The sequence below is a fragment of the Bacteroidota bacterium genome, from assembly GCA_018692315.1.
Classification (GTDB): domain Bacteria; phylum Bacteroidota; class Bacteroidia; order Bacteroidales; family JABHKC01; genus JABHKC01.
Window position 1 is genome coordinate 1 of record JABHKC010000094.1, and the last position, 14,292, is coordinate 14,292.

13 protein-coding genes are annotated in these 14,292 nt (G+C 32.8%); 3 read left to right on the forward strand and 10 right to left on the reverse strand.

Annotated features, from left to right (window positions below; translation table 11 throughout):
* Positions 1-375: 375 nt before the first annotated feature.
* The 3 genes from HN894_07635 to HN894_07645 all read left to right on the forward strand — a co-directional run bounded on the left by HN894_07635 (position 376) and on the right by HN894_07645 (position 3,727).
* Positions 376-1,476: an acyltransferase gene (locus HN894_07635; GenBank protein MBT7143196.1), complete on the forward strand. Its 1,101-nt coding sequence runs from the start codon at positions 376-378 to the stop codon at positions 1,474-1,476.
* Positions 1,477-1,650: 174 nt separating this feature from the next.
* The gene (locus HN894_07640) at positions 1,651-2,283 is read left to right on the forward strand and encodes a hypothetical protein (protein MBT7143197.1); all 633 of its coding nucleotides are present in this window, start codon (positions 1,651-1,653) and stop codon (positions 2,281-2,283) included.
* Positions 2,284-2,302: 19 nt separating this feature from the next.
* Entirely contained in the window at positions 2,303-3,727 is a 1,425-nt protein-coding gene (locus HN894_07645; GenBank protein ID MBT7143198.1) for an alpha-L-fucosidase, read from the forward strand.
* Positions 3,728-3,773: 46 nt separating this feature from the next.
* Here HN894_07645 and HN894_07650 read toward each other — a convergent pair whose 3' ends face one another.
* The 10 genes from HN894_07650 to HN894_07695 all read right to left on the reverse strand — a co-directional run bounded on the left by HN894_07650 (position 3,774) and on the right by HN894_07695 (position 14,290).
* Positions 3,774-6,173, reverse strand: a complete 2,400-nt coding sequence (locus HN894_07650; GenBank protein ID MBT7143199.1) for an HAD-IC family P-type ATPase — start codon at positions 6,171-6,173, stop codon at positions 3,774-3,776.
* Positions 6,166-6,930 (reverse strand): sulfite exporter TauE/SafE family protein, encoded by a 765-nt coding sequence (locus tag HN894_07655; GenBank protein MBT7143200.1) that lies wholly within the window; start codon positions 6,928-6,930, stop codon positions 6,166-6,168. Before HN894_07655 ends, HN894_07650 begins: the two co-directional genes overlap by 8 nt.
* A gap of 34 nt (positions 6,931-6,964) precedes the next feature.
* Positions 6,965-7,411, reverse strand: a complete 447-nt coding sequence (locus tag HN894_07660) for a hypothetical protein (GenBank protein MBT7143201.1) — start codon at positions 7,409-7,411, stop codon at positions 6,965-6,967.
* Positions 7,412-7,451: 40 nt separating this feature from the next.
* Entirely contained in the window at positions 7,452-8,831 is a 1,380-nt protein-coding gene (gene ccoG, locus HN894_07665; protein MBT7143202.1) for a cytochrome c oxidase accessory protein CcoG, read from the reverse strand.
* 182 nt (positions 8,832-9,013) lie between these two features.
* Positions 9,014-9,607 (reverse strand): c-type cytochrome, encoded by a 594-nt coding sequence (locus HN894_07670; protein MBT7143203.1) that lies wholly within the window; start codon positions 9,605-9,607, stop codon positions 9,014-9,016.
* 17 nt (positions 9,608-9,624) lie between these two features.
* Entirely contained in the window at positions 9,625-9,819 is a 195-nt protein-coding gene (locus HN894_07675) for a hypothetical protein (protein ID MBT7143204.1), read from the reverse strand.
* Positions 9,820-9,821: 2 nt separating this feature from the next.
* Positions 9,822-12,254: a cytochrome-c oxidase, cbb3-type subunit I gene (gene ccoN / locus HN894_07680; protein ID MBT7143205.1), complete on the reverse strand. Its 2,433-nt coding sequence runs from the start codon at positions 12,252-12,254 to the stop codon at positions 9,822-9,824.
* An 11-nt stretch (positions 12,255-12,265) separates the two neighbouring features.
* Positions 12,266-12,427, reverse strand: coding sequence for a cbb3-type cytochrome oxidase assembly protein CcoS (gene ccoS / locus HN894_07685; protein MBT7143206.1), 162 nt, complete (start codon positions 12,425-12,427; stop codon positions 12,266-12,268).
* Between the two features lie 449 nt (positions 12,428-12,876).
* Positions 12,877-13,332, reverse strand: coding sequence for a ferritin family protein (locus HN894_07690; protein ID MBT7143207.1), 456 nt, complete (start codon positions 13,330-13,332; stop codon positions 12,877-12,879).
* A 154-nt stretch (positions 13,333-13,486) separates the two neighbouring features.
* Positions 13,487-14,290, reverse strand: a complete 804-nt coding sequence (locus HN894_07695; protein MBT7143208.1) for a ferredoxin--NADP reductase — start codon at positions 14,288-14,290, stop codon at positions 13,487-13,489.
* Positions 14,291-14,292: the final 2 nt, after the last annotated feature.

The window sequence follows — 14,292 nt, forward strand, 5'->3', positions numbered from 1 at the left end:
AATATCATCTTATTTAGAACTATTCTAAATAATATTTTGTTAACTTTGCAACTTGAAATTTAGTTCGTTGAAAATATTGAAATTACAAAATCCGTAGTACCCGAAAAACGAATCCTATGAACGTAATATGTTCATATGTAGGCAGATATAAAATATTGTTCTCAACTTGGGTTAAGAATTAATAAATATGATGCTGCGGAATTATACTGAACTTGCTGGCTTGGGTATAGTTGGACAAAAATATATTTGCATTTGACAATTAATGTAAAAAAAGATGATAACAATACACAGATACTTCAGCATATTGAAAAATTGGAGCCCTGAAATGCTAAATGAAACATTTTTAAGCCATTGTATAAATCAATAGAATGAATTATGTCTAAAAACAACAAAATATATTGGTTAGATAATCTTCGAACTTTCATGGTTTTTTTAGTAGTAGTAACTCATGTTGCTGTTACATATGAAAGATATAGTATGGGCCAAGAGTGGTGGATAGTTGTAGATCCATCAAATAATGATTTTGCCGGTATATTGTTTCTTATTATGAACATTTTTGTAATGGCTACGATATTTTTTATATCAGGTTTTTTCGTTCCATTATCACTGAAATCGAAGACGAATATAGAATTTGTTAAATCAAAATTTATTCGGCTAATGATCCCTTGGTCATTTGCTGTTCTGACATTAATACCTGCTTATAAATTTATATTTTTGTATTCGCGCAACATGCCCCAGGAAGATTGGACAAGCTATTTCCATTGGAATTCTATGTGGAGTCAAAATTGGTTATGGTTTTTACCTGTTTTGTTTTTGTTCAATATAATTTACCTGATATTTTCAAAAATAGACACAACAAAAATTAAACTTGGGAAATACATTTTGCTAACTATTATCTTAGGCCTCATTTTTAGCTTTTTCATGGACTATTTCAGTCTGCATGGATGGACAAAATCTATAATATTAGATTTTCAAAATGAAAGAATACTTATCTATTTTCTAACATTCTTAACTGGAAGTCAATGTTATAATTTAAAAACATTTGAATCAAGTGAAAGAAATAAAAAGGTTGAGATCATTATCCATAGTCTTGGCTGGATTCCTATGAACATATATATTGGTGGAGTAATATACTCTCTGGTAAGCCCTAATGATTATCTTATTTGCAAATCTATGGATATTTTTATTGTTAGGCTATGTTTTTTGCTCTCAGTTACATATTTGATTTATGCTATGGTTGTTAGCTTCAAAAATTACGTAAATAGAAAAAATAAATTCTGGATTGAACTTAATAGTAATTCCTACGGAGTATATATAATTCATGTAATAATAATGGGTATTATAGCAACATTTATGCTAAATAGCAATATGCCTTCAGTTTTAAATATTTTGATTTTGACAATATCTACCTACCTTATTAGTAATCTTTTTGTCTATTCATATAAAAAATTGAGAAAGAAGATTAAACAATCATAAAACATTTTACATAAACGGGTGCTTTGAACTGTTTCCAAATCCAAAGAAATCATGAAAATGAGATAATCTCCAAAAAAAGATTAAATTTGAAATTTTGACATGTTACTAATGTATTTCAACAATTCATTTGGCTTATTATAGAAATATTTTCTTAATAATTTAAAATATAAAACAATGAAAAAAGCAATTGGAGTTTTAACAGTTTTAACTTTGAGTTTAGCAATTGTATTTACTTCTTGCAAAAAAGAAGGCGATTTGTTTGATGGATCAACTGAAAATATTATGCTTAAAAGCTTAGAACCTGATGTGAAAGTCAAGGGAAGCGGAAACATAAAAGATTACAAAAAAGTAATAGTACAGGAGTTAATTAAAAGTGCAAATTGCAAAGACGAAATTGTATCCGGTATTGTCAAATTTTATTACAAAAACGAAATGGTTTTCTCTGTTGATTTTGGAGATGGAAAATGTGACGGTCTTGCTACGGTAAGTTGGTTAGATGAAAATAACAGCCTGCAAACCAAAGTTGTAGATGTATGGAAACTTTTTAAAGACTATAATGGCAAAAAATGTTTTGAAATGGTATATCCGGTAAGCTATACCATGCCTGACAGTACTACACAAATTGTTTTCGAAAATGATGATGATTGGGATGAAATTAAAACTTGGTATGCGAACAATCCCGGATTTGAAAAGGCAGAAATAATTCTGAACTTTCCTGTTGAGATTAAATATGAAGATGGCACTATTTTTACGATAGTTAGCTATGAAGAAATGTTGATAGCAAAAAAGAAATGCTACGACAAATAAATACCAAAATTCTTTGATAATGAGATTAACTCTATTCACTTTTATTCTTTCAATACAAATATTCATGCTTAACGCACAAGAATATCAGAATTCATGGGAGTCGCTTGACACAAGAATTATCCCAACATGGTTTGAAGATGCAAAATTTGGAATATTCATACATTGGGGAGTTTACTCGGTTCCTGCATGGCGAAAATTGGAACCGGGACTATATGCATCTTATGCAGAATGGTATTATGCACGAGTTATGTACAATCAAAAAAATGGAGGAAAAACATTTCATGATAGTAATTATGGTAAAGATTTTGAATACAGGGATTTTGCACCTCTTTTCAAAGCCGAGCTTTTTAATCCTAACGATTGGGCAGATTTGTTTAAAAAATCCGGAGCAAAATATGTTGTATTAACAAGCAAACATCACGATGGTTTTTGCTTATGGCCCACCAAAAGTACGTATAAGAAAAATTGGAACTCTTCGGATATTGGCCCCAACAGAGATATAGTAGGAGAATTGACAACGGCAGTAAAATCCGAAGGTCTAAGGATGGGATTATATTATTCGATTATCGAATGGGAAACCACTAAAACCAAAAGAACAGAATCAGGATATTTTTTGCCATTAGATATAATTAAAAAATACAAAATTCCTGAAGGTGAGTACGTTGATAAACATGTGATACCACAGTTAAAAGAACTAATAGAGAATTATAAACCTTCTCTAATTTTTTCAGATGGAGGAGAATGGGATGGTACTGATGATTATTGGAAAACTAAAGAATTTCTTTCTTGGTTGTATAGCTATTCTCCTGTGAAAGACGATGTTGTGGTGAACGACCGTTTTGCAAAAGGTATGCCTGGTAATCATGGAGACTATTATTCAAGTGAATATAAAGATATGGACGATAGTAAGCTCAGCCATCATCCTTGGGAAGAAAGCCGTGGAATTGGCGGATCATATGGTTTCAATAGAGCAGAAAGTATTGAAGATTACAACAGTTCAGAAGAACTTATTCATGAGTTGATAGACATTGTTAGCCGAGGAGGAAATTTGTTGCTAAATGTTGGTCCAACATCAGATGGAAGAATCCCTGTGATTATGCAGGAAAGATTGATGGATATAGGTCAATGGTTAGAAGTAAATTCTGAGGCTATCTACGAAACAAGAAAATCATCAGTTGACAGACAAGAAAGTACGAATCAAGAAGTATATTACACTACTAAAGACAAAGCACTGTTTTGCATTTTCACCAAATGGACTGACATAATTGAAATCAATCTGGTTGATGGAGAATATGTAAAGAATATAAGTTTGTTGGCCTACAGTGGTAAAATACATTGGGAATTATCTGACGGAAACAAGTTGCGAATTCAAATCCCGAAACTCACAATTAATGAATTGCCTTGCTTTCATGCTTGGTCATTGAAAATTGAGCTTGACGAATGAGTTTAATTTATAAAGTAAGAAAAGGTATTTTTTAGCTACCCCTAAATTATTTCAACCTCTTTCCAAAATATCGGGTAACAAAAGTGGCAAAAGCAACCACAGAAACTGAACTTACTGGCATTAGGATAGCAGCTACAACAGGCGAAAGATTTCCCGAAATTGCATAGCTAATTCCAATAATATTGTAAAAAAATGAAATAGCAAAACTCATTTTCACAATTTTCATTGCTGTTTTGGTGAAATTTATAAAATCGAAAAGTTTGTGAAACTTGCTTGCTTCAAGAATAGCATCGCCGGCTGGCGAAAAGTGATATACATTGTCGGCAATTGTCAGAGCTACATTGCTTTGCATCAATGCTCCGGCATCGTTTAAGCCATCACCGGTCATTAAAATTGTTTTGTTTTGGCTCTGAAGTTTTTTTATAAAATCTTTTTTGTCTTGAGGCTTTTGATTGAAATGCAAATGACTTTTTTTGAAATACTTAAGTAAATTGCTTTTTTCCGAATCGTTATCGCCCGACAATAAGAACAACTCAAATTTTTTAGTTAATGTATTTATAACATTCTGAAACCCAAAACGATATTTGTTATTGATTTGCCAAAAGCCTTTCATTTTTTCATTTATCGAAAGATAAACTGTAGTTGAGCTGTTAGCTTTGTTTTGTTCGGTATTTGCTACAAATTTTTCAGAACCTATCCTTATTTTAAGATTATCGAATTGGCAGAAAATCCCTTTTCCTGCCATCTCTACATATTGCTCAGGTTCTATATAGTCGCAATTTTCGTAGAACTTATATATCGCATTACTCAATGGATGGGTTGATTGTTTGCAAATCGACATTATTGCAGATTTCTCATTTTCAGATAATTCACCACCTATAAATTTAATATTGTTTTCGTCAGGTTTTGTGATGGTTCCAGTTTTATCGAAAACTATCGTGTCAATTTTTGTGAGATTTTCGACAACCGATGTATTTTTTAAATACATTCCGGCATTACCGAACAGCCGCATTGTATTTCCGAAAGTGAAAGGGATAGAAAGCGCTAAAGCACAAGGGCAAGCAACAATCAGCACTGCCGTGAATGAAAATATGGCAGTTTTCACATCGCCCTGAAATAGCCAGAATGTTGAGCCAAGAATAGCTATAAACATTACTACAATTGTAAAATATTTACTTATTCTATCAATTAGATCCGATAAAGAAATCTTTTTCGAATCTTCGTTTTCGCTCTGATTCCATAGTTTTGTGAGGTGGCTTTGAACGACTTCTTTTTCTATTTTCACGGTGATAGAACTTCCGGTTTGCCTACCACCTGCATACACAAAATCGCCAACTTTTTTCAGTACTGGCTTCGATTCGCCCGATACAAAACTGTAGTCGATAATTCCCGAACCACTCGATATTTTAGAATCTGCTGGTATTAGTTCTTTGTTTCTAATTAAAATTTCATCGCCTTTTTTTATTTCATTAAGTAATAAAACCTCCTCTTTTTCCTCAGAAATTTTTGTAACAGCTATTGGAAAATATGATTTGTAATCTCTGTCGAATGAAAGGGCATCGTAAGATTTTCCTTGATACCATTTTCCGAGTAGAAGAAAAAATATTAGTCCTGCCAGAGAGTCGGAATATCCTGTACCGGTGCCGGAAAAAATTTCGTAGGAAGTTTGCAGAAACAGCACTAAAATCCCGAGAGCAATAGGAATGTCGATGTTAATTACTTTTTTCTTCAGGCTTTTGTAAGCAGAAATTATATATCCGTTTCCACTAAAAAAAACTACTGGAAAAACCATTACATAACTCAAAATGCTTAAAAAAGAACCTAAATTTCCCTCTAATTGTTTTCCATTGAAATATTCGGGCAGAGCATAGAGCATCACATTTCCGAAAACGAAACCGGCTACGCCAATTTTGTAAAGCAGAATTTTGCTCGAATTCTTTTGAGAAGATTCATCTTTTGCGTTAAGAGAAATTTCCGGTTCGTAGTGTATTGATGCCAGTAGCTCGACAAGTTGCCGCAAACTTATTTTCGATTTGTCGAAAGTTACACTTACTTGTTTCTTAGAAAAATTTACATAAGATATTTTTATGTCGGGATTCAAAAGTTTCAAATTTTCGAGTAGCCAAATGCAAGAGGCACAATGAATTGCCGGAATGTAGAGACTTACTTTTGCGATTTCTCCTTCGTCGAAATCAAATAATTTTTCATGAACTTCTTCGCGGTCGAGAAAATCGTATTTGCGGTTATACTTATTTTCGTTGGGCTTTATGCCCGGTGTTTTTTCAATTTCGTAATATTTGTAGAGCTTATTCTCATTCAACAATTGATAGACTGTAAGGCAGCCATTGCAGCAAAATTTCAAATCGTTCCAAACTACTGGATATTTTCCGCAATCTGCCCCGCAATGAACGCATTTATGGTCTGTCTTCGAATTGCTTTTACTCACTACAGCAAGGTTTTATTTTTGCAGCTTCTTTATACGAAATTGCTTTATTTTTTTTGAGTTCTTTATCGAATTTCATTTTGATTTTTTCTTCAGGAGGGCTGAGGAATGGAATGCCAAGATTTAAGCCGCGAAGAATAAAAACTATTCCGACAAAAACTATTACATAAGGAATAAGCTTATTGATTTTGTTTCTTAACGAAATACTGATCAGATTTCCAAGAATGGAAACTACCAGTAGCATTGGGATTGTTCCAAGCCCGAACAAAACCATAAAAAGTATTCCTTGAACAAGCGATTGAGTGCCAATGGCTCCGGCAATTGCAATGTAAACCAATCCACAAGGCAAAAAGCCGTTCAATATTCCTATCCAAAACAATGCGCCAAAAGACCTTACAGTGAAAAGTCGCTGAAGTGCATTTTTTAGTTTTGTGAAAATTGAAAAGGCACTTTTATTTAAGTCGTATTGTTTTTTGAAAAGTGATGGGAACAGAACAGAAAGAACCATTATGGAACCCATAATTATTGAAACCCATCTTTGAAATCCTATCATTTCGAGGCCTTGCCCAATCATTCCGAAAAATGCTCCTAAAACTCCATAAGTTATTGTTCGTCCTAAATTGTAAAGAACAGCGCCGAAAACTTTTTGAAAATAGTTGTTGCCCTGCAAAGGAAGTGCAATTGCGATAGGCCCGCACATTCCAACACAATGAAAACTACCCATCAATCCGAGAATTAAACCTGGTATAAGAATTTCCATGATTTACTATAAAAACAGTTAATAACTCTAAGTTTTATTTTATGCTATATTCTTTTTCGACAAGATATTGCTGATTGTCCATTTCCCAAGAAATTTTGATAATATACCTGCCTAAAGATAATTTATCTTTAGCAATTAAAATTTCATCGAAACTTTTATTAGGCTTTGCCTTAAAATCTTTTTTCTTATCGGAATGTCGAAAAAAATGAATCAAACAGTTTTCGATTTTTCTCGTTTTAAAATTTTCAAAGGATACAATTATATAATCTTGGTTCTCACTGATTTTTATGTTATTGAAATATTCAGCCGAGCGTTTTTTAATTTCAATCTGATTTGAATAATTTACTCCTTTTTCGTAATAATCGTCATGAACTAAGTTTGCATCGAATTGTAAAGAAAAAATGATGAAGCTTATTGCTAAAGTAAGGAAAATCATAATAAAAATGAAAATTCCTGTTCCCCAATTAAATTTTATTTTCATATTGTATTTGATTCAATAATATAAATTATCGTTTTTTTAATTATTTGTATTTACTATCTAAGGGTCCTACGAAACTTATTTCATAGTTTTCTATCAACTCGTTTTCGGCATAAATGCCAAATTCAACTTTAGTATTTTCGCCCGAAAGTTGGTTTTTATCAAGAGTAAGAACAAAAACCGATTCATACAATCCATGTTTTTTAACTACTATTTCGCCACCTGCCAATTCAACTTTTCCTTGGTGCGATTCTAATTTCATTGTTAATGGAATATCGTCGTAGGTTTTATTTATTATTTTAATATTATAAATATTTGATAGTTTATTTTCACCCCGTTCTTGGAAAAGAGTTCCGGGTGTCCGCAATATTGTAGTTTCTATAATTGGCCTCGTAAAAAGCGTAACTATAAAGAAGGCAATTAAAACCAATAAAACAAAAGAATACGCTTTATTTCTGGTGTTCCATATAGTTTTATGTCCTTTTTCAATTCCTTCAATCGAATCGAATCGAATTAAATTTTGGGGTTTTTTCACTTTTTCCATTACAATGTTGCACTCGTCTATGCAGGCAGTGCAATTTATGCATTCAAGTTGAGTTCCATTTCTAATATCGATTCCTGTGGGGCAAACTGCTATACATTGCTTACAATCAATGCAATCACCCTGATTTTTGGCACCTCTCAGCTCACCTCTTTTATAATCGTATGCAACAATAATTGATTTTGAATCTAAAAGAACTCCTTGCATTCTGCCATATGGACAAATCATTGTGCAAATCTGTTCTCTAAAAAAGGAGTATATCCAATAGAATATACCTGAAATGATAAGCATAGCACTGAAGCCTGTGGTATGTTGATTTATAGGGTCTGACAGTAATTTTAGCAATTCTTCAAAACCTATAAACCACACTAAAAATACATTGGTTATTGTTATTGAAATGGCAATGAAAATGAAATGTTTTAAAATGAATTTGACTGTATTCCAAACGCTTATAGAGTCATTTTTTGAAGATTTAGATTTTCTGTAAGATCCATCAAAAATGTATTCTATTTTTCTAAATATCATTTCCAGGAAAATGGTTTGAGGACAAGCCCAACCACACCATATTCGTCCGTATGTAACCGTAAAAAGAACTATAAATAGCACAAACGACAGCATCAGAAGTGCTAAAATTACCGTGTCTTGAGCCCAAAATATTATTCCAAAAATTATGAATTTTCTGTTTATAATATCTAAAAGCATGAATGGATGCCCATTTATTTTAATAATGGGCGCAAGAACAAAAAATATGAGCCAAAACCAACTAACAAATGTTCGCCATTTGTACCATTTGCCTATAGGTTTTTTTGCATAAATCCATTTTCTTCCGCCATCTTTGTCCATGTTTATAGGGCGGTCTCTATAAGTGTTTTTGTCTTTCATGATTTATATTTTCAATATAAAATATGTAAAAACTACAGAGTTAAATCATTAATTTTATTTTTATAAAAACAAAAAATGCCATAACCAATCATCAATAAAATTTTGATTAGTTATAGCGATTTTTCTGTCGGATATTGGAAAGTTCAGAAAATTCTTCGATTTATTGAAGCCTCCAAATTTTTTTATTCGCAAATTTCACCTTGTGGCTCTTTTGCATTTTCAGGATTGCTATCTTTTAAGCTTACTAAGATGTAGCTTGCCGCTTGCTGAATTTTTTTTTCGTTCATTTGTGCTTTAAACGGAGTCATTCCTTTTGTAGGATTTCCGTTTTTGATAATATTAAAGACGCTTTCAAAATCGCAACCCGACAACCAATGCTTATCTGTTAGATTTGGACCTATTGCATTTCCTTCTCCATTGGCACCATGGCATACGATACATGTCATGGTACTAAATAATTCTTTACCGGCTTTCAGAGATGCTTCATCAGTGAGGGTAGTCAATTTAGTGTCTTGTGCCTTATTTTTCGAATAAAGTAATGAGGCTTCTGCAACTTCTTTTTCGTATTCAGCATCCTGTAGATCGCCTTGTGTGAAAATGAAATAATGCTCGACATAAATCAATGAAAAAACTATAGTTATTATAAATATGGCAGATATCCATTTTGGAACAGGATTGTTTAGTTCCTTAATGCCATCATAGTCATGCTCCATCAGTTTTTCATCATATTTTTCATTATAAGTATAATCTGGATTGTTTTTTTCTTCTTTCATCATTATTGAATTTTATATAATTATTTGTCATTTTTAATGTCTAAAAGTTCTTTTTCGTCGAAAATAGCATTTTTTCTATTTGACATTTCAGAATTTGGTGTGCTATAGGTTCTAACTACTATTACGATAAATAAAAATAGAAAAATCAGCATTCCTACTATGTAATATGTCTGAATTCCAGCTATATTTTCTAAAACATCGCTAACAATTTTCATGCTTAATTTTTATTTAGTTCAAGTAGTACAAATGCTGTCAATTGAGTAATTTCTTCTTCAGAAAGTACGCCTTTAAAAGGTGTCATCCCTTTTTCAATCTTTCCATTAGAAATATTCTCATATACTCCTTCCGGAGATTTTTCAATAATCCATTCATTGTCGGTAAGGTCTGGCCCAATTACATTTCCTTTCCCATCTGGTCCATGGCATATGATGCAATTTTTTTGAAAACTTGCTTTTCCGGCCGGAATCATTTCTTCAGTAATATTAACAGAAGTAGTTTTTACCGGTTCTGGTTTGGTTTCGACTACGGGTGTTATATCTCTACCGAGTTTGTGCAAGTATGCAATCATTGCAATCATTTGCTTTGTTGGTTCAATTTCAATTCCTGATTGTTTCAAATCGTCAGCTATTATTTGTGCCTGAGCTTTTAAATCGTCGATTGCTCTTTCGTCGAATCCTTCTTCGTAAGGAACTCCAAGAGTTTGCATAGCTCTAATTTTTGCCGGAATCATATCTAAATCAATGTCTTTTATTGCAAACCAATCGTATTTTGGCATAATCGATTGTTCGTTCATTCTTTGTGGATCCATAAAGTGATTATAGTGCCAAGAAGCTGTTTTGTACATATTGCCGGTTATGACTCCTGTTCTGGCCAAATCTGGTCCTGTTCTTCGTGAGCCCCATTGGAATGGATGATCGTAAACAAATTCGCCAATTTTTGAGTATTCTCCGTATCTGTCTGTTTCCCACCTGAATGGTCTAACCATTTGCGAATGACAAGTATAACATCCTTCGCTAATATATATGTCTCTACCTTCTAATTCTAAAGGAGTATATGGTTTCACAGATTCGATAGTTGGTACATTAGATTTAACAAAAATCATTGGAATTATTTCTACAGCACCACCTATTGCCAATAAAACGAATGCCACAATAGCAAAACGTACGGGTTTTCTCTCTAACCAACGATGAATAGTTTCTCTTGCTGAGCTTCTTGATTCTTTATTTTCTAATGGGTAAGCTTCAGCAGCCTCGTTTGCTTCCATTGAACCTGCTGCCATTGTTTTAACTAAGTTCCAAACTAATAGTAAAAAGCCAACTAAATATAAAGTTCCACCAATAATTCTGAATGTATATAATGGAACAATTTGAGTAACTGTTTCTAAGAAATTAGGATAAGCCAAAAATCCTTCAGGAGTATATTCTCTCCACATTAACCATTGTGTGATAGCTGCCCAGTATAAAGGAATTGCATAAATTAACATACCGAGAGTTGCAATCCAAAAATGTGTGTTTGCAATTTTTTCTGAGAAAAGTTTAGTTCGGAAAAGTTTTGGAACTAACCAATATAACATTCCAAATACTAATCCTCCGTTCCAGCCCATTCCGCCAATATGAACGTGAGCAATAGTCCAGTCGGTAAAGTGGCTGATAGCATTTACGTTTTTCAATGACATCATTGGTCCTTCGAATGTTGACATTCCGTATGCTGTAACTGCTACTACCATAAATTTTAGAGCTGCACTATCTCGTACTTTATCCCAGGCACCTCTCAATGTTAGCAATCCATTTATCATGCCTCCCCAGGATGGTGCTATGAGCATAATTGAAAAAGTTACTCCAAGTGCCTGTGCCCAATCTGGCAATGCCTGATATAATAAATGGTGAGGGCCTGCCCACATATAAATAAAAATCAATGCCCAGAAGTGAACAATTGATAATTTATAAGAATATATCGGTCGTCCGGCTGCTTTCGGAAGATAATAGTACATTAAACCAAGGAATGGTGTTGTTAAGAAAAAGGCTACTGCATTATGGCCATACCACCATTGTACAACTGCATCTTGAGCACCTGCATATATTGGGTAACTTTTAAATAATGAAACAGGTAATTCAAATGAGTTTACTACATGGAGCATAGCTACTCCAAGGAAGGAGGCAAGATACCACCAAATGGCTGCATAAATGTGTTTTTCTCTTCTGATGATAATTGTTCCTATCATATTCCAGCCAAAAACCACCCATACTACAGTAATCATAATATCAATCGGCCACTCTAATTCTGCATATTCTTTTCCGGTGGTAATTCCGGCAAAAAATGTCAAGGCTGCACAAAGTATAATAAACTGCCAGCCCCAAAAATTTATTTTGCTTAGAACATCATTGAACATTCTGGTTTTCAGCAACTTTTGCATTGAATAATAAACTCCTGCGTAAATTGCATTTCCAACAAAAGCAAAAATTACAGCATTCGTATGAATTGGTCTTATTCGTCCGAAAGTTGTAAATTCTAAACCAAAATTGAAAAACGGGAACGATAGCTGAAGTGCAGCTAAAAGCCCAACCAGGATTGCAACCACTCCCCAAATTATGGTTGCTAAAATGAATAGCTTGACAATTTTGTTGTCATAATTAAATTTTTGAATCTCCATAGTTAAATGATTTAGTTAGTATCTTTTTTTATTTCTTCATCGTCAAATAAAATTCGGACAGAGGGAGTAAAGTCATCATCGAATTGCCCATTTTTTACAGCCCAAATGAATATTGCTAAAAAAATTAGTGCTATTATGAGACTTGCTCCTATTAAGAGGTAAAATATATTCATTAAATTTAATTTCAAATTATTATGATAAATGTTTTTGGTTTCAATTGGTTCTAAAATTACTTTTAGTTTTTACTTAAAGCAGAAACCCAATTATAATTATCATATTTTTTAACAAAATTTCAAAATAAAATCGTGGCAATATATTAAAAAATTATAAAAGTTTTAACAAATATTTCAAAATATGTCAATTTTATAAATATGAAATTATTATAAATTTGTAAGCAAATCATGTTGGAACTCCTTGATTAATGCTTAGTTATTGATATTTAGCAATTTGCATATATAGATATGTCTATATGTAATTTCAAATAAAAATATAAATAGCTTCTAAATATTTGTTAATTTTTTTTTAATTCATGGGTGTTGTTATTATACCAGACAAAATTTCAAAAAAATAGCCCCTAATTCATAAATAAGGGGCTATTATAAAATTACAGAAATCAGGTATCTTAATTTTCAAACATAACCATATCGTCGTATTCGATTTCAAATCTCAGTTTATGTTTCGCTTCTTCTTGAGCCAATGCTTGAAATGTTTTTTTCAGTTCGTTGTTTGGGGCAATTTGAGAAAGGTGAGTATAAAGTTTGTAGGCTGCTTTCTCTCGTTTCATAGCAAGCACCAGTACATCTTGATAGCTCATATCATCACTTGGTTTAACAGGAATTTGATAATCAGCAATTTTTAGGTCGCTTATTTTTTCGGGTTCAAATTCGTAGGCACGTTCCGTCTTTATTTTTGTAAGTCGGGTTTTATGACTAATTTCTTCTTTCGCAAATTGCAAGAAAGATTCCTTAATTTCCTCATTTCGTGCAGTTTTGGCTAACTTAGTATAGAAATCAACTGCCGATTGTTCAGCAGTAATTGCAAAATCTAATATTTCTTCTATAGTTTCAAATTCTTTCATAATATTATTTTAATAAAGAGTTCATATATTGTACTTATAAATAAAATTTTCAGAAAGTAAATTTTCAAAAGTAATTATTCCATTAATAAATTGGTGAAAAAATATTTCTTCTTAACTTAGATATTTATTTTAATAATGCAAATATGCGGTATTATTAGAATTTCTCGCAATGAATTTGTCCGGGAGATCTCTTAGAGTGCTCTCTCAAACCTCTTGACTCAAGAATTTCGGTTACAGCATCTATCATATTTGGATTTCCGCAAATGAAAACATGTGAGTTGTCGGCAGTTGGACGCTCTCCCCATGTTTTTTCAATAATTCTGTCGGCAAGCATATCCTGAATAAATCTTGTTTCGCCTTTCCAGCCTGCCGGTTCTTTTTCGGGCATTGTGATTGTTGGGATGTAATGGAAATTTTTAGACATGCTCTCAATCAGCCTTAATTCTGAAGAGTAGCCCAAATCCCAAGAATTAGCAGCACCATGAATTACGCATATTTTTCTATCAATATTTAGTGCATCTGAACGAAGCATACTCATATATGGTGCAACTCCAGTGCCTGTTGCTATCAAAACTACGTTTTTATCAATTGGAACTTGGTTGAGTGTAAACATCCCAACAATTTTTTTTCCTACACCAATTCTGTCTCCAATTTTTAAATTAAAAATTCTTGGCGTGAGAGTACCCGAATGTACAAGTGTAATGTAAAATTCGAGATAATCTATCTCTTTTGCTGAAGAGGATATTGAATAAGCTCTTTTTATCATTTTGTCGGGAGCTGTTTTTTCGAGCTCTTCTGTGGCTTCAGGGCATCGTTCAGCTGAGCCTGGCAAAAATAGTGCTACAAATTGACCTGATTCAAATTTTGGTAATTCCCAACCGTCTGGTACAATTCTAATAATCTTCATTATTGGTGAAACTTGCTGCACCATGATTACAATTCCGTTTAATTCATTCATTG

What these genes read in the sequence shown, in the direction of transcription:
- HN894_07660 (MBT7143201.1), bottom strand. Translation starts at nt 7,411, where the DNA reads ATGAAAATAAAATTTAATTGGGGAACAGGAATTTTCATTTTTATTATG.
- ccoN (MBT7143205.1), bottom strand. Translation starts at nt 12,254, where the DNA reads ATGGAGATTCAAAAATTTAATTATGACAACAAAATTGTCAAGCTATTC.
- ccoG (MBT7143202.1), bottom strand. Translation starts at nt 8,831, where the DNA reads ATGAAAGACAAAAACACTTATAGAGACCGCCCTATAAACATGGACAAA.
- HN894_07640 (MBT7143197.1), top strand. Translation starts at nt 1,651, where the DNA reads ATGAAAAAAGCAATTGGAGTTTTAACAGTTTTAACTTTGAGTTTAGCA.
- HN894_07695 (MBT7143208.1), bottom strand. Translation starts at nt 14,290, where the DNA reads ATGAATGAATTAAACGGAATTGTAATCATGGTGCAGCAAGTTTCACCA.
- HN894_07675 (MBT7143204.1), bottom strand. Translation starts at nt 9,819, where the DNA reads ATGAAAATTGTTAGCGATGTTTTAGAAAATATAGCTGGAATTCAGACA.
- ccoS (MBT7143206.1), bottom strand. Translation starts at nt 12,427, where the DNA reads ATGAATATATTTTACCTCTTAATAGGAGCAAGTCTCATAATAGCACTA.
- HN894_07635 (MBT7143196.1), top strand. Translation starts at nt 376, where the DNA reads ATGTCTAAAAACAACAAAATATATTGGTTAGATAATCTTCGAACTTTC.
- HN894_07645 (MBT7143198.1), top strand. Translation starts at nt 2,303, where the DNA reads ATGAGATTAACTCTATTCACTTTTATTCTTTCAATACAAATATTCATG.
- HN894_07655 (MBT7143200.1), bottom strand. Translation starts at nt 6,930, where the DNA reads ATGGAAATTCTTATACCAGGTTTAATTCTCGGATTGATGGGTAGTTTT.
- HN894_07690 (MBT7143207.1), bottom strand. Translation starts at nt 13,332, where the DNA reads ATGAAAGAATTTGAAACTATAGAAGAAATATTAGATTTTGCAATTACT.
- HN894_07670 (MBT7143203.1), bottom strand. Translation starts at nt 9,607, where the DNA reads ATGATGAAAGAAGAAAAAAACAATCCAGATTATACTTATAATGAAAAA.